Genomic DNA, 21031 nt, shown 5'->3' with positions numbered 1-21031 from the left:
GATCAGTGCGGACACGGGGCGGGAAGCCGCAGGTGTGCTCTGGATGGGGCGTTCCAACACTGCGACACAAGTTTTTTTTCGCATACACTGATCGGCACCACGCTTTCCGGAGAGTGCCAACCGAATCGGGAGAAGCTATGCAGCCGGTCAGTCAGACAAGCAGCGCCGTCGAGATTCACTGTTGCCGGAACATCGACGAGCAGGCGATGTTGCTCGACGCGTGGAACCAGAGCTATTGCCAGATTTCGCGCGGCGCCTTCGACGGCTCGGTGAGTTCGTTCGCCGCGGGCGGTGTGCGGGTATTGGTGGAGCGCCTGAACCGCACGGTCTATCAACGCGGCCAGGTGGCGCCATCCAGGCTTGCCGTGGGCGTTCCATTTCAACTCGAAGGGCATGCGCTGCTGTGCGGGCAGACGAGCCATCGTGACGGCCTGCATGTATTTTCCGGCGATGGCGGGTTTGAGTTTTTATCGCCCGACAAGCACGTGGTGGTGAATCTGGAGATTGAGCCTGACGCGATTGGTGACGAACGGGTGCACTCGCAGCTCGATGACATAGCGCCGCTGCTGGGCGCGAGGCCGGGTGTATTGAATGTCGATCCGGCGAGATTGCAGGGCTTTCGTGAAGTACTCAAGCGATTGCTCGACGCGGTGGCTGCAACGCCGACCTTGCTCGATAACGCGGGCGTGGCGGCATCGTTCGAGAAGTCGGTGATCTTCGGTCTTGCCGAGACATTGCAGGCCAAGCGGGATGCCGATCCGCATGGGCATCTCGAGGCACGGACCGCGCGGAACTGGCAGCTTGTGCGGGGCGTGCGCGAACTGGTGGAGGAGTCGCCGGATTGTCCGCTGTCCGTCGCTGAGCTATGCGCGCGGTTTCGCGCGAGCCGGCGGACTTTGCAGTATGCATTTGAGGATACGGTTGGGGTGAATCCTTCAGCGTATATACGGGCTGTTCGGCTCGATCACGTGCGGCGGGAATTGCGGGGTTCGGGATCGGTTACCGAGGTCGCTACGCGGTGGGGGTTTTGGCATTTTGGGAATTTCTCCAATGAGTATCGGGGGCAGTTTGGGGAATTGCCCAGTGAGACCTGGCGGCGCAGTAGGAGTCGGGGGGGATGAGGTTTTTTTGCCTGGCCGGCGGTTTGTTTGTGTGTGGTTTTGTGGTTTTCCTTATTTTGGGTTTTCCTTGTTCTGGATTCTTTGGCCTCTTCTTGTTTTCTTAGTGGTCTATTAGCGTTGCCCCTGTGCGGGGCGGCACTCACTTCTCTTTGCCTGCCGCAAAGAGAAGTAAGCAAGAGAAAGCGGCTCAAACCGCTAATTCTTAAGCGGGTCCCCCGCACAGCCACGGTAGTGGTGCATCTGGAATCCGTGCTCTCGCACACTCCGCGTCAGTGACACAGCAGTCATTCTTCCGGCGGCGCTGCGCGCGCCGATGCGCAGTTCATAGAACCTGCCGTTACGTTTCGCGATCCGGCCTTATTCGGCGTGGCGGTATGTTCCAAAACTTCCATGGTGTTCGTGCGTTCCGCGCTTCAGTAGGAAAGTCGATGCTCCCTGAAGTGCAGAGAAAAGCCGTGGGTTTGCACGATGAACCCTTCTGGCAAGCACGTAGTGCGAGGCGGGAAGTATGAGTCCTTTGTCACTCGCGCCGAATGCGCGAGGGCACGGATTCCAGATGCACCACTACCGTGGCTGCGCGGGGGACCCGCTTAAGAGTTAGCGGTGTGAGCCGCTTTCTTTTGCCTACTTTGCTTTGCGGCAGGCAAAGAAAAGTAGGTGCCCCCCCGCACAGGGGGAACGCTAATAGACCACTAACAAAGCAAGGAAAGGCCAAAGAAGTCAGAACAAGGAAAGGCCAACACCACAGGCACACACCCAAGCGCCGCGAAGGCAAAAAAAAACAAAAAACCACCCTATAAAAACAAAAATCAGCGCACACTACTCCACTGCTCCCTCGCGGAGGGACAAAAGCCTATTGGGGAGCCCATCATGGCAAAAGGTCAAATGCGCAGTAACCGCGAAGTAAAGAAACCGAAGCAGGCCAAGAAACCTACACCGGCCACAACGCCGTCGGGCGCGCCGCCGATCCGCGTAGCACCAACCGCATCGGCGCCCCCAAAGAAGCACTGAGCAAGCACCAAGCAAACACCAAACGAGCAGCAAGCCCGCCCCCGCCAGGCGGGCATCAACCCTCCACAAAGCACTACTTCGAAATATCCTCCAACGCGACACCCCGCGTCTTCGGCCCAAGCGTCCCGATGGCCACCATCACCACCACCATCGCGCCCGAAATAAACACAAACACCCCATTCACGCCAAAACGGCTCAAACATCCCGCAATCACAAATGCGGAAAACATCGCCGATATCCGGCTCCACGAATAAACAAATCCCACCGCCCTCGCCCGAATACTGGTCGGGAAAAGCTCCGCCTGATATGCGTGATAGCTGTACGAAATAATATTTCCCGCCAGCACAAGGCACACCCCGAGACTCACCAGCAACACCGTCTCCCGCGTCTGGCTGAACAGCAGCCCGCACACCACATTCACCGCCGCCATGCAGATAATCACCGTCTTTCGCTCGAAGCGGTCGGCAATCAACATCCCCAGCAACGGTCCAAGCGGCGCAGCAATCGCAATGATGCTCGCATACATCAAACTCGTCGTGACCGTAATGCCCTGCCTGATCAGCAAAGTCGGAATCCAGTTCGCGAAGCCGTAGTAACCCATGGTCTGGAATACGTGGAACACGATCAGCATCAGCGTGCGTTTGCGATACGGCGGCACCAGCAGATCGCGAAACGCGGCCCGCGCGCGCACCGGTTCAGGCAACGCCGGCTCCGGCAAAGGCCGTCCATATTCTCGTTCGACGCGTGCCTCGAGCCGCTTCATCACCGCGTCGGCTTCCTCGATGCGGCCTTTCTGTGCGAGCCAGCGCGGGCTCTCCGGCAAACGCAGACGAATCCACCACACCACGATCGCGCCCGTTACGCCCGTCAACACAACCAGACGCCAGCCGTCGAGACCGAAGTAGCGGTGCGGCACCAGCAAATACGACAGAAACGCGACAATCGGCACCGCGCAGAAACCGACTGCCTGCGAAAAGGCGGACGCGCGGCCGCGTATATGCTTCGGCACGAGTTCGGAGATGTATGTGCCGATCGTCACGATCTCCACGCCAATACCGATCCCCGCGATAAAACGCCAAAGGTTGAGCCCGAGCGCCGTGTCCTGGAACGCCATGACGATGTTGGCCGCGGTGTACCACAGCAACGACCACGTGAAAATCGCACGCCGCCCGAAGCGGTCGGCGAGAAAACCACATGTCGCCGTGCCGATGAACAGGCCCGCGAATAGCGCGGCGATAAAACTCGCCACGCCGCTGGTGCCGAACAAACCATGCGTCGTCGCGGTGAGAATGCCGCTGCGCACGAGGCCCGGTGCGATGTAGCCGGAGAACATCAGGTCGTACACTTCGAAGAAGAGGCCGAGGCTCAGCAGCATCACCAGTTGCCAGATGGAACGCGTGGCGGGCAAGCGGTCGAGCCGCGCGGAAATACGCGCACCGTCCAGCGCGATTTCTTCCGTGCGGCCACCCGCCGATGCACCCGCGCCCGAGGGCAAGCTGCCCAGCGCGCCAGCGTCGCCAACCGCTGTCGCATATACCGTCTGATTCGACGATTTCATCGTCTGTCTCCATGAGTTCCGGTCTGACGCCGGATGAGATTGATTGACTACGCTCGACGCATCGAGCGCAAGCAGATAGGACCGCTCTGCTCAAGAACGGACGTGGGGCACCTCGTAGGTAGCCGTGCTCCCGCGACCTCGCTTGTCGCCTTGCCGGTCGCTACATGGTTGCAGCGTTGGGCACCGCCTCATGAGTCGCTACGCTCACGCCGCTTCTCGCGGCGTCTGCGCCACGCCGCCGCCCAATGCGGCGATCTGCGCTTCGTCGTAACCCAAACCACGCAGCACGTCGGAGGTGTGCTCGCCGATCTTCGCGATCGGCTGGCGCGGTTGCAGACGCGCGCCGTCCATCGAAATCGGCAGCAAGGGCATCGCGGTTTCGCTGCCGTCATCGAGTGTCAAGCGCGCAAGGCCGCCGCTCTGATTCAGATGCGGATCGTCGAACAGCTCTTCGGGTTTCGTGATCGACGCGAAGGGGATATGGTCGCGCTCGAACAGCGGCACAAGCGCGGCGCCCTCGAAGTGGCTCAAGGTTTCGCCGAGCGTCTGCAGCAACCACTCGCGCGCGAGCACGCGATCGTTGTTGGTCACAAGGCGCGGGTCGGCCAGCAGATCGGCACGCTCGAGAATCGCGCACAGCGCGCGCCACTGGCCATCACCGGTGGCGGCGATAAACATCTGCTCGTCGTTGGCAAGCCGGAACACGTCGTAGACAGCCCACGCGCTGATGCGCTCGGGCATCGGCGCGGCGGGCACGCCGGTCGCCGCGAACTGCTGCATGTGTTGTGCGGACAACAGCACGCAGTTTTCGAACAGCGCGCTCTGCACCTCCTTGCCGCGTCCGCTCGTATGCCGTTCATGCAATGCGGCAAGCACGCCGATCGCGCCGAACATGCCACCCATGATGTCGTTGACTGAACTGCCCGCACGCAACGGACGACCCACCGGTCCAGTCATGTAGGCGAGGCCGGCCATCATCTGCACAACTTCGTCGAGCGCGAGACGGTGTTCGTACGGACCGTTCAGAAAGCCTTTGTGCGAGACGTAGATCAGCCTGGGATTACGCACGCGCAGCGACGCGTAATCGAGACCCAGGCTCGCCATGCGACCCGGTTTGAAGTTCTCGACGAAGACATCCGCCGTATCGACCAGTTTATGCAGCGCGGCCAGTCCCGCTTCGCTATCGAGGTCGAGCGCGACACTCTTCTTGTTGCGATTGAAGGTGCGAAAAAAACCCGCACCGGTGCCGAGCAACCGCCGCGTACCATCGCCGCGCGGCGGTTCGACCTTGATGACTTCGGCGCCGAGGTCGCCAAGAATCATCCCGCAGGTCGGCCCCATCACCATATGCGACAACTCCACCACGCGAATGCCCGCAAGCGGTAACGCGCTGTGCTGATCCGGCGACGAAGCGGGCGCGGAAGCGGCTGAAGAAACCGGCGTGGAAGAAACTGAAGTCATTGCAACACCTGTGAGTAGTCGGGAGGTTCAAATACGGTGAGCCGCGGCGCTCAACTGCTTCGGCAAACCGGCCCGCGCCAGATAGCCGTACAGCGGTTCGCCGGGCAGCGCGTCGGCAAGTATGTCGCGCGAGGCGATGAGTCCGACGAGGTCGATGCCGGTGTCGTAGCCCATGCTGTCGAGCATGAACACCAGGTCTTCGGTGTTCACGTTGCCGGTCGCGCCCGGCGCATGCGGACAGCCGCCGAGACCGGCCAGCGACGCGTCGAATTCACGGATACCGTGCTGCAGCGCGATCAGCGTATTCGCGAGACCGAGGCCGCGCGTGTCGTGGAAATGCAGCGAGCGCAGTTTGTTTCCCGCAACCGCTCGCACCAGCTCGATGATTTCGCCGACCTGGCGCGGCGTCGCTTCACCCGTGGTGTCGCCAAGCGCGATGGCATCGGCGCCCGCCTGCAACGCGGCGCGTGCAATCTCGACGATATCGGCGGAAGGCACCGCGCCTTGCAACGTGCAGCCGAACACCGTCGACAATCCGGCAATCAACTCCACGCGCCGCTCGTTTGCGTTAGCCGCGCTATCGATCAGCTCGCGCATCGCGGCAAACGACTCGATCATCTCAGCCGGCGTCTTGCGGACATTGGCAAGACTATGTGCCGTGCTCACCGAAATCGGCGCGACGATCCGATGCACGCCGGACTCGAGCGCGCGTTGCGCGCCCTTCAGGTTCGGCACCAGGGCCGTCACGATCAGATCGTCGTAGGTGAGCGCGTGGGCAATCACTTCCTCGGCGTCGGCCATTTGCGGCAGCAGCTTAGCCGGTACGAACGAGGCGACTTCCATATGCCGCACACCAGCGGCATAGGCCGCGTCGATCCAGCGCCGTTTGAACCCGGTCGGCATTGTGCGCGCGATGCTTTGCAGGCCGTCGCGCATGCCGACTTCGGTCACGACGACGCGCGCCTGAGTGTCATTCATGGTCTTGAATCCCGATCTTGATTCTTGCGTGGAGGGCTGGAAACGAAGCAACTGAGCGACAGCCTGCCCGCGCGCGGCCGCGCGGCAAAGTCTGCGTTGACGACGCTCTCCATCGCCGCTCGCGATGGCGGCAGAGGCATGCGGGACGGGCGTGCGCCGTCGCAAAGGGGAAACCCTTAAGGGCTTGTCAGAAGATGCGGCAAGGGCCGCGCTCAACCCGCGCGCAGCAGATGGTCGAGTAAATGCGACGCCGCCAATGTCAGCGCACTACGGTCGCGCACGCAGATCACGAAGCGCCGCTCCGCCCATGCTTCGCGCAACGGCACGGCGACGATGCCGTATTCATCGGCGGCATGCCGGGGCAGCGCCTCGCCCGGCAGGATCGCGACGGCAAGGCCCGCCTGGATAAAACGATAGGCGGCGTCGAAGGTCGATACATAGGTTCGATAGTTGAGCTCCCTGCCTTTTTCCACCGCAATGCGTTGCATCAGCGCGTTCACCGACGCGTTCGATGCGAGCCCGAGATGGTCGAACGCCAGAGTCTGCTCAAAGCCGATTACGGCCTCACCGGCCAGCGGATGATCGCGCGGCACGATCAGCGCGAGATGGTCGGAGCGATACTGCAGCACATCGAGATTGCCCATCGGCGCCGCGTCGCGGCAGATGCCGAGATCGGCCACACCCTCTTCCAGACCGCGCACGATCTCGGTGCTGACGCGCTCTTCGACATCGACACGAATCTGCGGGTTGGCCTTCAGAAACACCGACAGCGCCTCGGGCAGAAACTCGACCATCGACGACACATTGGCCAGTATCCGCACGTGACCGCGGGCGCCGGCCGCGTATTCGCTGAGCTCCGCCTGCAACCGTTCGTGGCCGCGCATGATGAGCCGCGCGTGCCTGAGCAGCGCCTCGCCCGCGGCGGTGGCGCGCACGCCGCGCTGGCTGCGCGAGAGCAGCGCGACGTCGACCAGCGCTTCGAGATCGGCGAGCCGCTTGCTGACCGCGGACGGCGCAATGAACTCGCGTTCAGCCGCACGCGCGATCGTGCCTTCCTCGCAGACGGCGATGAACAAGCGCAACGTCACCTGATCGATTTGCCACATGAATGGGCGTGCCCTGGGTGTTTGAAGTGAGAAAATTATGCCCGAGGAAAGCGGTGGGCCGCTTGCCTGGGATTTTCAGTCTGGCTATGCTTGGGGGCGCGCCGGCCTGACACCTGCCCGCACACCAGGTGCAGCGCGCGACCCACCACCCGCACCACCCGCACCACCGACCAGAACAACGCATAAGGGCTTTCCCATGTCCACCGCCAGTCTCTTCGTCACCTCCGCCGGTGTCGGCCTCGCGATTGCCGCACCGGTCGGCCCGATGGGCATGCTGTGCATTCGCCGCACGCTGACGGGCGGTCCGCGCGCGGGCCTCGCGATCGGCTTCGGCATTGCGACCGGCGACGCCGTTTATGGTCTGATCGCGGCGCTCGGCCTTGTCGGCATTTCGCAGTTCATGCTGGCCTACGACCGGCCCCTGCACCTGGTCGCCGGTCTGTTCCTGCTTTATCTCGGCGTGCGCACCTTGCTGCAGAAAGCACCCGCCGAGACGGCCAACGGCAATGGCAATGGCGGCAGCGACAGCACCGGCAAGCTCGCGCAGGTGGGCCGCGCCGGCGCGCTGCGCGCGTACGCGAGTTCCTTGCTGCTCACGCTGACCAATCCGCAAACCGTCATCATGTTCGCCGCGCTGTTCACGACGCTCGCGCCGCGTGGGGCGTTTTCGTCGAGCATCGCGTTGACCACCGTAGGCGGCGTGTTTTGCGGTTCGATCGCATGGTGGTGTTTTCTCGTGACCGTGGTGTCGCTCGCGCGTCATGCGATTGGCAACACGTTGCGCGTCGCGATCGACCGGATTGTCGGATTCACGCTGGCCGCGTTCGGTATCGTCGAAATTCGCCGCGCGCTTTGAGTGGGGTTTGGCGCTTCATACGCGAGCGCGGCAGTTTTGCGACAATAGCGGCTTTCGGCGTACCGCCGCGAGCCTGCCGGCGAGCTTCGCCGACGCTCCAGGGCCGGTGCGCGCCGGCCTTGCCGCCTAACCTGTCCACCCCACCCGACCGTCACCGGTCCGCTCAATGGCTCTTCCCCACATCGATCTGCTGTACTCCGTCTCCGGCCTGTTTGTCGGCTTTCTGGTCGGACTGACGGGCGTCGGCGGCGGCTCGCTGATGACGCCGATCCTGGTTCTGCTGTTCAACGTGCACCCGGCCACCGCGGTCGGCACCGATCTGCTGTACGCAGCCGCCACCAAGGCGACCGGCACGCTGGTGCACGGCCTGAAAGGCTCGGTCGACTGGCAGATCACGCTGCGCCTCGCGGCCGGCAGCGTACCGGCCGCAACCCTCACCTTGATCCTGCTGCACCGTTACGGCATGGACACGCCCGGCGCGAGCCGGCTGATCCAGATCGTACTCGGCGCCGCGCTGCTGGTGACCGCCGTGGCGCTGGTCTTCCGCCCGCAACTCGCGGCGCTCGGCGCGCGCCGTCAGCGCCCCCCCAGGCAGGGCCGTACGCTCGCGCTCACGATACTGACCGGCGCGGTGCTGGGCGTACTGGTGTCGCTGACGTCGGTAGGGGCGGGCGCCATCGGCGTGACGGTGTTGTTGCTGCTGTATCCGTTGCTGCCGACCACGCGCATCGTCGGCTCCGATATCGCGCATGCGGTACCGCTCACGCTGCTGGCGGGCGCGGGCCATTGGCTGCTGGGTTCGATCGACTGGTCGATGCTGCTGTCGCTGCTGGTGGGTTCATTGCCGGGCATCGCGATCGGCAGTTTTCTGTCGTCGAAGGCCCCGGACGCGCTGCTGCGCAACCTGCTCGCCGCGACGCTCACGCTGGTCGGCGTGCGCCTCGTGCTGGCATGAAGCGGGCATGAAGCCGGGCATAAAGCGGCGGGCATAAGCTGACACAAAGCGGCGGCCCTGGTGGGCCGCTTCTGCTTCTATTTGAAAAACCGGCAGGTCAGGTCGGATTCGAACTGCCTGACCCATTGACCACGATGGTCGCGATAGGACTGTGCCCAGCCACCGCGACGAACCGTGACGAGGCGCTCCTGCGTGGCGTCGCCCGGATCCAGGCGGGCGCTGATGTCGAAATGCGCCGGCGCAAATCCGTGCCGCGCGCACACCAGTTCGAAAGCCGCCCGATCCCCGATAGGCAGATCGGTATAGCGCAAAAGCGTGACGTCCATGGCGGTGGCTCCCGTTTCCCTCACATCACAGTACGCTTCATGACGCGTCAATTGTGTGTCGCAGCGCACGGAAGGGCCGTTGCGGTGCCGGCGTTCAGCCCGGAACGGGTTTGAGCCATCATCACCGCTTCAAAAATAACCACCACGAAAAATAAAGCGAAAAAAAGGGCTCCGGGTATTCGCCGAAGCCCTCGCACTGGCATGCATCACGATGGCGCATGACGATATCGAATCGCCTGCGCCCTCCAATACAGCTTTGCGCGCCTGTCGGCGCCTCGTGCGCTCCTTGCAAGCCGCTGGTGCCAGGCCGCCTGGTACGGCCTGGCGATTGCAACGGTCTTACTGCTGAACAACGGTCAGCTTGTTCGACACCGACGTGACGCCGGCGACGCCCTTGGCCACCGTGCCGGCGGAATCGATCTGGCCTTGGTCCGGCACCGAGCCAGTCAAGGTCACCGCGCCGCCACGAGCACGCACGGCGATGTTCGAAACGTCGATGCCTTGCGCCTTGGCGAGCGCGCTGCGCACCTTGCGGCCCAGCTGGCCATTGGCCTTCTTGGTTGCCTTGGCGCTGGCAGCCGGCGCAGCGGTCGTGCCCGGCGCCGTTGTATCGCTTGCCTGAGCGTACACATTGCACGCCACCACCATCGCCACGACCGAACCCAGCGTTTTCAGAAAACCGACCGATTTCATAGTTTCTATTCTCCTTAGCTACACATTGGACCGCATAGGCAAACAGCGGCTTCGTTACGACTACGGGCGGCCATGCAGGACGCGGCAAGGCGCGGCTCAGCGACGGCCGACTATGGCTGCAACACGGTGTGCGAGAGGCGAGAGAGGCCGGCCGCCGTTGGTTACATGCGCGTGCCACGCATGCAAAGCGGTACGAGAGCCGGCAAGCCGCGAAGTCCGCCGACGCGCCCGGTTCTTGTCTGTCGTGCCGGGTCACGCCGCGCAAACATTTGTTCGCGGCAGCGATGCACAATTTAATCTAGCCGCGCCAGAAGCGCAAAGGGTTTAGTCATCCCTCGGGGTGCCTGCGGGTTGTCATCAGGCCGTGGATCGTGTTTTATTCATGCGCCGTTCATATTTTTGGTCCGATGAGGTTCATCGGCCGTTCATGGCGCGGTCATGGACCGTTCATGTGTCGTACACGCGCTGTTCACGCGCTGTTCACGAATTGTTACGGGTTTGACGACGCCCATCCCGGCCGGGCGCTGCGCCGTCGCGCCATTCTCAGGTACCATCGGCGCGACGCGCGCTGCCGCGCCGCGTGTATGCCTTTCGCGGCAACCGGTGTGGCGTGGCGTGAGTGCCGCGCCCCGGTTCGCGCGCCACGACACGCCACAACGCGCCGCCGCCCCATTCACTTTCGACCGTAGCCGTCACGTCACCCGATGAAGCCAGCCACCGGCCGCAAACGCCCTCCCCGTCTCGTCGCCCGTTTCGTCGCGATCTCCTGGCGCGATCTGGCGGTCTCATTCGGACCGCTCGTGCTGATCGCCGTCGCGGCGATCTGGGTCGCCGTGCGTCTGATCCAGCCCGCCCCGCCCAATACGCTGACGATCAGCGCCGGCCCCGAAGGCAGCACCTTCTGGAACGCGGCGCAGAAGTACAAGGCGATTCTGGCGCGCAACCGTATCACCCTGAACGTGCTGCCCTCGGAAGGCTCGGTGCAAAATCTGAAGCGGCTTTCGGATCCCAGGTCGAACGTCGACGTCGCCTTCGTGCAGGACGGGATCTCGCCCGGCCCGGTAAGCACGGACCTGATGTCGCTCGGCAGCGTCGCCTATGTGCCGCTGGCGATCTTCTATCACGGTCCGACGGTCGCGCGGCTCTCCGAATTCAAGGGCTTGCGCCTCGCGGTCGGCGCCGAGGGCAGCGGCACGCGCGAACTGGCGCTCGCGTTGCTCAAAGCCAACGGCATCGTGCCGGACGGTCCGACCAAACTGCTGCCGCTCTCGGGCGACGACGCCGCGCAAGCGCTCGTCGCCGGCAAAGTCGACGCGGCATTTCTGGCTGGCGACTCGGCACAACCGGCGGTGATGGGCAAGCTCAATCGCACGCCGAACGTGCAGTTCTACGACTTCACTCAAGCCGATGCCTATACCCGCCGATTCCCCTATCTGACGCAGCTCCAGATACCCATGGGCGCGTTCGACCTCGGCAAGAACCTGCCCGCAGCGCCAATGCACATGGTGGCGCCGACCGCGGAACTGGTGGCGCGCGACTCGCTGCATCCGGCGCTCTCCGATCTGCTGATCGAGGCGGCGCGCGAGGTCCACGGCAAGGCGAACATCCTGCAGCGCGCCGGCGAATTCCCGGCACCGCTCGCCCACGATTTCCCGATCAGCGACGACGCCGCCCGTTACTACAAGTCCGGCAAAAGCTTCCTCTACCGGGTCCTGCCGTTCTGGCTGGCAAGTCTCGCGGACCGGCTGCTGGTGGTCGTGGTGCCGCTGATCGTGCTGTTGATTCCGGCGCTGCGCGTGGTGCCGTCGCTGTACACGTGGCGCGTGAAATCGCGCATCTACCGCTGGTACGGCGCGCTGATCGCGATCGAGCGAAGCGCGCTCAGCGAGCACTCGGCCGCCGAACGCGCCTCGCTGATCGAACGGCTCGATGCGATTGAAGAATCGGTGAACGGTCTGAAAATGCCGCTCGCCTATGCGGATCAGTTCTATGTGCTGCGCGAGCATATCGGCTTCGTGCGCGAGCGCCTCACCCATAGCCGCGAGGCCCAGCGCGACGCAGCGGGCGATCCGGACGAACCAGGCAAGCCAGGTGAGTCGGGCGAGTCCGGCGACGAACCCGGCTCGACGCCTGCCGAGCCGGCCGTCGCGGGTCCGAAGCCATATTGACCGGTGCAAGCCGCGGCTGCACCGCGTAAGATCATTACAAATCCGACGATCCAGCAGACAGCATCGGTCGGAACAGGCAATCCGGGAGACATTTATGTCCATTGGCATCGACGCCAGGCAACCGCTGTGGTTTTACGACTTTGTCTCACCGTTCACGTACCTGTTGCTCGAGCAACACGACAAATGGCCGGGCTTCGACTTCGCGTTCACGCCGGTCGTCCTGAACGAGTTGTATCGCCACTGGGGCCAGCGGCCCGCTTACAGCGTGCCCACCAAGCGCATCTTCATGTATCGCCACGCGCTGTTTCGCGCGGAGCAACTCGGCATTCCGTTCAAGATGCCGCCGGCTCATCCGTTCGATTCGATGAAACCGCTCCTGCTCGCCACCGCGGCGAAGGGCGATATCGGCTTCGTGCGCGAGATTTTCCGTTTCATCTGGCGCGAGGGCCGCGATCCGTCGAGCGATGCGGCATTCGCCGAACTGTGCGAGCGCGTCGGTGTGCCGGACGGCCCGGAACTCATCAAGAATGAAGCAGTGAAAGCGCAACTTCAGCGCAACACCGCCGATGCAATCGGTCTGGGTGTCTACGGCGTGCCGACCTTCTTCCTGAACGATCAATTGTTCTGGGGCGAAGACGCATTGCCCATGGTGCTGTATTGCGCACGCACGCCGAACTGGCTCGACTCGAAAGAAGTGAAGCGGATCACTTTGCTGCCTTCGGGTCTGGCGGATAACTGAGTCGCGGATCACTCATCGAAGGCTAAACGTAAGATTGGTGCAAACAGGCGCACCGTTTGAGACGCGATTGCATCAAAAAGGCTGTCCTGATGCCGGCCATACCGTGCCCGCTATGCCGCCACACCACAAACGGGCCTAAGGTTATAACCTTTGCGCCCTGCTCTCGCGATCTGGCTCGCGGGCGGCTCCGTACGACGCTTCATTCGGGCCCGACCTGCTTGCATCGCCTCCCCTGAACCATGGACGACGACTCCGCCGCCTCCCTCGACATCTGGCTCGTGCGCGTGTTGCGCACGCTGATCGTCGAGCGCAGCGTCACACAAACCGCACTGCGCCTGAACCAGACCCAGCCGGCCATCAGCACCGCGCTGCGCAAACTGCGCGAAACGCTGAACGACCCGATTCTCGTGCGCGGCAAGTCGGGCATGGTGCCCACCGAATACGGCGAATCGTTGCTGGCTTCGGCGCAACGTGTGCTGCGCGAAGTCGATTTCGTGGCGACACCGCACGGCGATTTCGATCCCGGCCGCTCGCGCCGCACCTTCCGGGTGGCCGCGCCGGATTATCTGAACGACTTCTTCATGCCCACCGTCATCGCGCAGTTTCGCGAGGCGGCGCCGCATGCGCGTCTGGAGATCGACTCGCTGAGCCCGATGCTCGATCATTCGGCCGCGCTCGATGCAGGCGAACTCGATCTGGTGATCGGCAACTGGCCGAAGCCGGATCCCCGCTTCGAACGCAGCGATCTGTTCTCCGACACCGTGGTATGCCTGATGCGCGCCGACCATCCGCTCACGCGCACGCCGATGACTCGCGAAGCCTATCTCGCCGCGCCGCATCTCGCACCGACGCCTTATAGCGGCGCGAGCGGCGGCGCCGTCGACATCGGTTTCGCACGGGCCCGCGCTGAACGGCGCATCGTCGCCACGCTGCCCTACTTCGGCCTCGTGCCGCAAACACTGCTGCAATCGGATCTGATCTTCACGACAACACGCCGCTTCGCGATGCACTATGCGAACATGCTGCCGCTTGCGGTGGTCGACGTGCCGATTCCGTTTCCGCGCATCAAGTGTTATCAGTTATGGCATCCGCAGCCGGACCGGCCAAGCGATGTCGGCTGGCTGCGTACGTTGATGTCGCAAGTGTCGGATGAGCTGGTCGCGCAGAAGGTGCGGCGCGCGAAACGGCCGGCGAAAAAAGAAACGTCAGCCGCGGCGGACTGACGTTCGGGTTTGAAGGCCGGCGGAGCTCAGCCGCTCACAGGCTCGCGCAGAGCTTCTGTGTCGTCATCAGCGCCGCTGCCTGGCGCGTACGAATCTGCAGCAACTCGGCACACACCGCGACCGCGATCGCCGCCGGTGCTTTATCGACAATGCCACCCACGCCGATCGGACAGGTCATCTCCACCAGCCGATCCAGATCCACGCCGCGATCCAGCAAACGACGCTCGAATTTCACGCGTTTCGTTTTGGACCCGATCATGCCGAAGTAGGTGAAATCGCGGCGTCGCATGATGCGTGCGGCAAGCGAAAAATCGAGCGCATGGTTATGCGTCATGACGAGGAAATACGCGCCGGGCGGCGCCGTATCGACAATCGCATCAGGCGTGTCGGTCGCCTCGACCTGCACGTTGGCGGGCGTCTCGTCGGGGAACAGTTCGTCGCGCTCGTCGACCCACTGGACGACGCATGGCAAGCTGCCAAGCAGCGTGACGAGCGCATGGCCGACGTGCCCCGCGCCGAACAGCACGATGTGCATCGGCGCCGGACGCGGCGCTTCTACGGCGCTGCGCCGGCCGATCTGAACGGAAGAAAAGTCGTTCATGGCGATCAATCCAGTTGGTTTCGATAATTGCACGATTACTCTGCCCGACGGTTTTTAACGCATGCTCGCGGCAGTTGGCCGCCGGCTGCACGCGGGCCTTGCCGGAGACCGCCAGCTCCTTGCAAGCTCCGGCGTGGCGCGGTGCTCACGCCCGCGTCACGCGCTCATCGCAAGACTTACTGCCGCGCCGCCGCAGTCGCTGCCCGCACGGCGCCGACTGCCTTGAGGATTTCCTCGCTGGTCGCGGGCGCGTTCAGCGGCGGATTGACCTTGTGGTCTCCCACGGCCGAGACGGCGTCGCGCACCGCGAAGAACACCGAGAACGGCAGCAGCAGCGGCGGTTCGCCGGTCGCCTTCGAACGATGGATGCTGTCCTCCGCGTTGCGGTTCTTGAACAGACGCACACGGAAATCGGGCGGCGTATCGTTGACGGTCGGAATCTTGTAAGTGGACGGCGCGTGCGTCATCAGCTTGCCGCCGGTGTTCCACCATAGTTCTTCGGTCGTGAGCCAACCCATGCCCTGGATGAACGCGCCTTCCACCTGGCCGACGTCGAGCGCCGGGTTCAGCGACGCGCCCACGTCATGCAATGCGTCCGCGCGCAGCACGCGCATTTCGCCGGTCAGCGTATCGATCACCACTTCCGACACAGCCGCGCCGTACGAGTAGTAGTAGAACGGCCGGCCTTGCAGCTTCGATTGATCCCAGTAGAGCTTGGGCGTCGCGTAGAAACCGTCCGACCAGAGTTGGACACGCGCGACATAGGCCTTCGCGATCACCTCTTCGAACGGCACGATCACCTCGCCCACCACCACGCGGTCGTGCACGAAACGCACTTGCGCGGCGGACACCTGCCCCGCGCCGAAACGCTCGGCGGCAAAGGCCGACAGGCGTTCGCGCAACTGGCGCGCGGCGTCTTGCGCCGCCTTGCCGTTCAGGTCCGAACCGGTCGATGCAGCGGTTGCCGACGTATTGGCGATCTTGCTCGTATCGGTTGCCGTGACGCGGATGCGGTTAAAGCCAATGCCCAGTTCATGCGCGACGACCTGCGCGACCTTGGTGTTCAAACCCTGGCCCATTTCGGTGCCGCCGTGGTTCACCAGCACCGAACCGTCGGTGTAAATGTGCACCAGCGCGCCGGCCTGGTTGAAGTGGGTCACGTTGAACGCAATGCCGAACTTGACCGGCGTGAGCGCCATGCCCTTCTTCAGGACTTCGTTGTTCGCGTTGAACTCGTTGATCGCCGCACGGCGCGCGCGGTATTCGCTGGTTGCTTCGAGTTCGTCGATCAGTTCGTGAATGACGTTGTCTTCCACCACCTGACCATAAGGCGTCTGGTTGCGCTCGGTCTTGCCGTACAGATTGCGACGGCGCACGTCGAGCGAATCTTCACCCACCGAACGCGCGACGTTGTCCATGATGTACTCGATCGCAAACGCGCCTTGCGGGCCGCCGAAGCCGCGGAACGCGGTGTTCGATTGCGTGTTGGTCTTGCCGCAGAAGCCGTCGATCGTTACGTCGGACAACCAGTACGCGTTGTCGAAGTGACACAGCGCACGCGTCATCACCGGACCGGACAGGTCGGCGGAAAAACCGCAACGCGAGGTCATGTCGACGCTCACGCCGTCGATCACGCCCTTGTCGTCGTAGCCCACTTCATACGTGTAGTGGAAATCGTGGCGCTTGCCGGTCACCATCATGTCGTCGTCGCGGTCCGGACGCAGTTTCACCGGGCACAGCAGCTTCCATGCGGCCAGCGCCGCGCAGCACGCGAACAGACCCGATTGCGATTCCTTGCCGCCGAAACCGCCGCCCATGCGGCGGCATTCGATCAGCACATTGTGCGACGCCACGCCCAACGCGTGCGCGACCATGTGCTGCATTTCGGTCGGGTGCTGGGTCGAACAGTAGACGTGCATGCCGTCGTCGTCCTTCGGCACCGCGTACGAAATCTGGCCTTCCAGGTAGAACTGCTCCTGGCCGCCGAGCAGCATCTCGCCGGCTTCGCGGTGAGCAGCGCGAGCGATCTTCGCAGCGGATTCGCCGCGCGCGAGTTTCATCGGCGGCAAGACGTGTTGATTGGCGGCACGGGCCTGCTGCGCGGTGAGAATCGCGGGCAATTCTTCGTAGACGACTTCGGCGCGACGCGCAGCCAGACGCGCGGTTTCATGCGAGATCGCGACCACGATGAACATCGGCTGGCCGACGTATTGCACGAGACCGTCGGCGAGGATCGGATCGTCGCCGTGGATGATCGGGCCGACGTCGTTGACGCCGGGAAAATCCTCTGCGGTGAAGATCGCGACCACGCCGGGCGTGGCGCGCACTTTGTCGAGCGACATCGAGACAATCTTCGCATGCGCTTTCGGCGACAGGCCGAGTGCGGCGTGCAGCGTGCCGGCGAGCGTCGGGATGTCGTCGGTGTAAGTGGCGCGGCCGCTCACGTGCAAATGTGCGGACTCGTGCGGACGCGAGACGTGGACCTGGGTAAAGTCGTCGAGCTCCTTCAGGTCTTTCAGGAACGGTTCGGCGTGCTGATTCATTCTGATGTTCTCCGTATCTTTCTGGCGTCAGGCGCTCGCGCCGGCCGGGGCGCAGGCAGCGGCAACTGCACGAACATCCAGCGCGCTCTTGGGCAGCGGATTGTTCGGACGCGTTTCGAGCCAGAAGCGGTACAACGTGTTCTTCGCCGCTTCGAGGCGGTAGTTGCTGGTCGCGCGCATGTCGGACAGCGGCGCGTAGTCGTTGCCGAGTGCGATCATCGCGGCCTGCGCGGTGGCTTCGTGCCATTCGGCGTCGCGCAGCACGGCTTCGGCATGCGTCGCGCGCTTCGACGTGGCGGCCATACCGCCGAACGCAATGCGCGGCTCGCGGACCACGTTGCCGTCAGCGATGAAGGAAAACGCGGCGCACACAGCCGAGATGTCCGAGTCGAAACGCTTCGACAGCTTGTAGGTGCGGAACTGCAGGTTCTTGCGCGCGCCGGTGCGGGTCGGCACCTTGAGTCCGACAACGAACTCATGCTCGGCCATGTCCTTCTTCTGGTAGGCCAGGTACAGATCTTCGAGCGGCATTTCGCGTTCGATCTCGCCGCCGCGCACGATCACATGCGCGCCGATCGCAATCAGGCCCGGCATCGAATCGCCGATCGGCGAGCCGTTGGCGATATTGCCGCCGAGCGTGCCGGCATTGCGAATCGGCAGCGACGCAAAGCGCTGCTGCATTTCGAACAGTTCCGGGTACTGCTTGATGATTTCCGTATAGGCCTTTTCGACGCTCACACCCGCGCCGATCTCGATCCAGTCGTCGTTGGTTTCGAGCTTCTGCAATTCGGCGATCTGCCCGACATACACGATGTTGCCCAACTCGCGCATCATCTTGGTGACCCACAAACCGATGTCCGTGCTGCCAGCGAGAATACGCGTGGCGGGTGCGGCTTCCTTGATTTTCGCGAGCGCGTCGACCGTGCGCGGCGCGTCGAACTGCTGGCCGCCGTGCTGATAATGGAACGTGTCCGTGCGCTCGAGCGTGGCGAGAGTTTTCGACAGCGCGTCGACATTGACGGGTGCTTTCGGCGCGGGCGCTTCGAACATGCGCACGGCCGCGTCGACGATCGGACGATAGCCGGTGCAGCGGCACAGGTTGCCGGTCAGCGCGTTGCTGATCGCGTCGCGCGACGGCACAGTTTTGTTCGCGCAGCTGTGTTCGTGGCCGTGCTTTTCGTACAGCGACCACATCGACATCACGAAGCCCGGCGTGCAGAAGCCGCACTGCGAACCGTGGCACTCCACCATCGCTTCCTGCACGGGATGCAGCGAGCCGTCAGGCTGACGCAGGTCTTCGACGGTGAAAAGCGCTTTGCCGTCCAGGGTCGGCACGAACTGGATGCACGCGTTCACCGCCTTGAAATCGACGCCGCCCGCCTCATTACGCTCGCCGATCACGACCGTGCATGCGCCGCAGTCGCCCTCGGCACACCCTTCCTTGGTACCGGTGCAATGCGCGTCCTCGCGCAAATACTGCAGGACAGTGCGGGTGACGGGCGCGTCCTTGATCTCACGGATCGCGTTGCGGTGGTAGAAGCGAATCGGCTCAGTCATGTCTCGTTACTCTCAATGTTCTGTGTCCGTTGGGACGTGCTGCGATAATGGTTCGAAAACTATCACCGTCAATAAATACAACCCATAGCGGGGATCGCATGCGGGACATATCCGCGAAACGATATAGAGATGGCTTTGAGGGTCGATTGGCTTATGTTGATGTGACCGTTTTACCGTATTTTCTTCTGAATTGTAGTTTTATTGCCATTACCGATTGAGGCCTGTTGATCCGATGGGCATGGAAAGATCGCTCGCGCGAGGTGAAAACGACCCTCTATATGGTTCCGGCACTGTTTTTTAGGGGTTGGGATTATTAAGCGAACCCTGCAAGAGAATCGGTTCCATGGGAAAATCACGCCTTTCCGCCGTTTTCAAGTCTCGTTTTCCCCATGTCTACCGACTCAGCGAAACCTCGCAGCGAATTTTCGACGACCATGCAGATCATTCCGGTCGTCTTTTTCACGTTTCTTTGCTACCTGACGATCGGTATTCCGCTGGCGGTGCTGCCTGGCTACGTCCACGACGACCTGGGTTACAGCGCGATCCTGGCTGGCGCGGCGATCAGCGTGCAGTACCTGGCAACGCTGGCATCGCGGCCGCTCGCCGGCCGTTCGGCCGACACATTGGGGCCGAAGCGGACGGTGTCGATCGGTTTGCTGGGCTGTGGCGCGAGCGGGGTTTTGTTGCTGCTGGCCGTGTTGTGCGGGCGCTGGCCGGTGTTGAGCCTCGCGCTGCTGGTGTGCAGCCGCCTCGTGCTCGGATTCGGCGAAAGCTTGTGCGGGACGGGCGCGATTCTGTGGGGAATCGGCCGGGTGGGCACAAGCAACAATGCCCGGGTGATTTCGTGGAACGGCATCGCGACTTACGGTGCGCTCGCAATCGGCGCGCCGCTTGGCGTCGCGATTGCACACTCGATCGGGTTCGCTGCATTGGGCGTTCTGGTGATTCTGCTGGCGGCGCTCGGCTTTTACCTCGCGCGGCTCATCGCGCCGGTGCCGATCGTGCATGGCGAGCGGATGTCGTATCGGAGCGTGATGACGCGGGTGCTGCCGCATGGGATTGGGTTGGCGCTGGGCTCGGCCGGTTTTGGGTCGATTGCGACGTTCATCACGCTGTTTTATGCCGCGCGGCATTGGCCCAATGCGGCTTTGTCGTTGACTGTTTTCGGCACGCTGTTTATCGGTGCGCGTCTGTTGTTCGCCAATACGATCAAGGTCTACGGCGGGTTCCGCGTCGCGATTGCTTCGTTCTCGTTTGAATGCGCCGGGCTGTTGATGTTGTGGCTGGCGCCCGAGCCGCATATTGCTCTCGCGGGGGCCGCGTTGACCGGGTTTGGGTTTGCTTTGGTGTTCCCGGCTCTCGGCGTTGAAGCGGTTGGGCTTGTGCCGCCTGCTAGCCGCGGGGCGGCTTTGTCGGCGTATTCCGTGTTTCTCGATCTCTCGCTGGGGATTACTGGGCCGTTGGCCGGGTATATCGCTGGGGAGTTTGGCTATGCGCAGGTGTTTTTGTTTGCAGCGGTGGCGTCTGCTATGGCGGTTGTGTTGTCTACCATGATGTATTTGCGGAATTCGAGGGTGCCGAATGCGCCTGCGGCGGGATGAGGGTTTGGGCTGCTTGGTGGGGTGTTGTTTTTGCGGCTGTGGTGTTGGGGTTTTCTTCAGGTGTTTGCCTTCGCGGCGCTTGGTTGTGTGCCTGTGGCGTTGGCCTTTCCTTGCTCTGACTTCTTTGGCCTTTCCTTGCTTTGTTAGTGGTCTATTAGCGTTGCCCCTGTGCGGGGCGGCACCTACTTTTCTTTGCCTGCCGCAAAGCAAAGTAGGCAAAAGAAAGCGGCTCAAACCGCTAATTCTTAAGCGGGTCCCCCGCACAGCCACGGTAGTGGTGCATCTGGAATCTGTGCTCTCGCACACTCCGCGTCAGTGACACAGCAGTCATTCTTCCGGCGGCGCTACGCGCGCCGAAACCCGTTTCCAAAAACCATCAGCTCTGCAAAGAGTAGCGCCCGATTTCCCTGGCAGACCCGTCCGCGACGCACGCAGTGCGGAGTGGGAGCGAATGAGCCCTTTGTCGCTAACGGGGAATGTGCGGGAGCACCGATTCCAGATGCACCACTGCCCCCTGCAAGCCAGGGGACCCGC

Annotated in this window: 16 protein-coding genes; 7 read left to right on the top strand and 9 right to left on the bottom strand. The window is 62.9% G+C overall.

Annotated features, from left to right (window positions below; genetic code table 11):
• Nucleotides 1-206 precede the first annotated feature (206 nt).
• The gene (locus PQR67_RS13300; protein WP_408459433.1) at nucleotides 207-1121 is read left to right on the top strand and encodes a helix-turn-helix domain-containing protein; all 915 of its coding nucleotides are present in this window, start codon (nucleotides 207-209) and stop codon (nucleotides 1119-1121) included.
• 1084 nt (nucleotides 1122-2205) lie between these two features.
• Here the strand turns inward: PQR67_RS13300 and PQR67_RS13295 are convergent.
• The 4 genes from PQR67_RS13295 to PQR67_RS13280 form a co-directional block, all read right to left on the bottom strand.
• The gene (locus PQR67_RS13295) at nucleotides 2206-3690 is read right to left on the bottom strand and encodes an MFS transporter (RefSeq protein ID WP_408459430.1); all 1485 of its coding nucleotides are present in this window, start codon (nucleotides 3688-3690) and stop codon (nucleotides 2206-2208) included.
• Nucleotides 3691-3894: 204 nt separating this feature from the next.
• The gene (locus PQR67_RS13290) at nucleotides 3895-5151 is read right to left on the bottom strand and encodes a CaiB/BaiF CoA transferase family protein (protein WP_408459427.1); all 1257 of its coding nucleotides are present in this window, start codon (nucleotides 5149-5151) and stop codon (nucleotides 3895-3897) included.
• 27 nt (nucleotides 5152-5178) lie between these two features.
• A complete protein-coding gene (locus tag PQR67_RS13285; RefSeq protein ID WP_408459425.1) occupies nucleotides 5179-6129 on the bottom strand; it encodes a hydroxymethylglutaryl-CoA lyase in 951 nt (316 codons plus the stop codon).
• 212 nt (nucleotides 6130-6341) lie between these two features.
• Entirely contained in the window at nucleotides 6342-7235 is an 894-nt protein-coding gene (locus PQR67_RS13280; protein WP_408459422.1) for a LysR family transcriptional regulator, read from the bottom strand.
• 196 nt (nucleotides 7236-7431) lie between these two features.
• On the opposite strand from PQR67_RS13280, the gene PQR67_RS13275 reads away from it, so the two are divergent.
• Nucleotides 7432-8091: a LysE family translocator gene (locus tag PQR67_RS13275; protein ID WP_408459419.1), complete on the top strand. Its 660-nt coding sequence runs from the start codon at nucleotides 7432-7434 to the stop codon at nucleotides 8089-8091.
• 166 nt (nucleotides 8092-8257) lie between these two features.
• A complete protein-coding gene (locus PQR67_RS13270) occupies nucleotides 8258-9046 on the top strand; it encodes a sulfite exporter TauE/SafE family protein (protein ID WP_408459417.1) in 789 nt (262 codons plus the stop codon).
• A 77-nt stretch (nucleotides 9047-9123) separates the two neighbouring features.
• Here the strand turns inward: PQR67_RS13270 and PQR67_RS13265 are convergent, their stop codons facing one another.
• Both PQR67_RS13265 and PQR67_RS13260 read right to left on the bottom strand, forming a co-directional pair.
• Nucleotides 9124-9372 (bottom strand): hypothetical protein, encoded by a 249-nt coding sequence (locus PQR67_RS13265; protein WP_408459414.1) that lies wholly within the window; start codon nucleotides 9370-9372, stop codon nucleotides 9124-9126.
• 339 nt (nucleotides 9373-9711) lie between these two features.
• Nucleotides 9712-10065 carry a BON domain-containing protein gene (locus tag PQR67_RS13260; RefSeq protein WP_408459411.1) on the bottom strand — a complete coding sequence of 118 codons (354 nt, stop codon included), beginning with the start codon at nucleotides 10063-10065 and terminating at the stop codon, nucleotides 9712-9714.
• Between the two features lie 704 nt (nucleotides 10066-10769).
• Here PQR67_RS13260 and PQR67_RS13255 point away from each other — a divergent pair.
• The 3 genes from PQR67_RS13255 (at nucleotide 10770) to PQR67_RS13245 (ending at nucleotide 14195) form a co-directional block, all read left to right on the top strand.
• Nucleotides 10770-12233, top strand: coding sequence for a TAXI family TRAP transporter solute-binding subunit (locus PQR67_RS13255; protein ID WP_408459408.1), 1464 nt, complete (start codon nucleotides 10770-10772; stop codon nucleotides 12231-12233).
• A 94-nt stretch (nucleotides 12234-12327) separates the two neighbouring features.
• Entirely contained in the window at nucleotides 12328-12972 is a 645-nt protein-coding gene (locus tag PQR67_RS13250) for a 2-hydroxychromene-2-carboxylate isomerase (RefSeq protein WP_408459405.1), read from the top strand.
• 239 nt (nucleotides 12973-13211) lie between these two features.
• Entirely contained in the window at nucleotides 13212-14195 is a 984-nt protein-coding gene (locus PQR67_RS13245; protein WP_408459402.1) for a LysR substrate-binding domain-containing protein, read from the top strand.
• A gap of 34 nt (nucleotides 14196-14229) precedes the next feature.
• Here the strand turns inward: PQR67_RS13245 and xdhC are convergent, their stop codons facing one another.
• The 3 genes from xdhC to xdhA form a co-directional block, all read right to left on the bottom strand.
• Nucleotides 14230-14796, bottom strand: coding sequence for a xanthine dehydrogenase accessory protein XdhC (gene xdhC / locus PQR67_RS13240; protein ID WP_408459399.1), 567 nt, complete (start codon nucleotides 14794-14796; stop codon nucleotides 14230-14232).
• Nucleotides 14797-14972: 176 nt separating this feature from the next.
• Nucleotides 14973-17339 carry a xanthine dehydrogenase molybdopterin binding subunit gene (xdhB, locus tag PQR67_RS13235; RefSeq protein ID WP_408459396.1) on the bottom strand — a complete coding sequence of 789 codons (2367 nt, stop codon included), beginning with the start codon at nucleotides 17337-17339 and terminating at the stop codon, nucleotides 14973-14975.
• A 27-nt stretch (nucleotides 17340-17366) separates the two neighbouring features.
• Complete coding sequence (gene xdhA, locus PQR67_RS13230; protein ID WP_408459393.1) at nucleotides 17367-18896, bottom strand: xanthine dehydrogenase small subunit; 1530 nt, start codon at nucleotides 18894-18896, stop codon at nucleotides 17367-17369.
• 389 nt (nucleotides 18897-19285) lie between these two features.
• Between xdhA and PQR67_RS13225 the strand changes: the two genes are divergently transcribed.
• Nucleotides 19286-20497: an MFS transporter gene (locus PQR67_RS13225; RefSeq protein WP_408459390.1), complete on the top strand. Its 1212-nt coding sequence runs from the start codon at nucleotides 19286-19288 to the stop codon at nucleotides 20495-20497.
• Nucleotides 20498-21031 lie beyond the last annotated feature (534 nt).

The sequence above is a fragment of the Paraburkholderia fungorum genome, from assembly GCF_046026025.1.
GTDB classification, from domain to species: domain Bacteria; phylum Pseudomonadota; class Gammaproteobacteria; order Burkholderiales; family Burkholderiaceae; genus Paraburkholderia; species Paraburkholderia fungorum_E.
The sequence above is the reverse complement of the archived record's forward strand: the minus strand, read 5'-3'. Positions and strand labels throughout refer to the sequence as shown.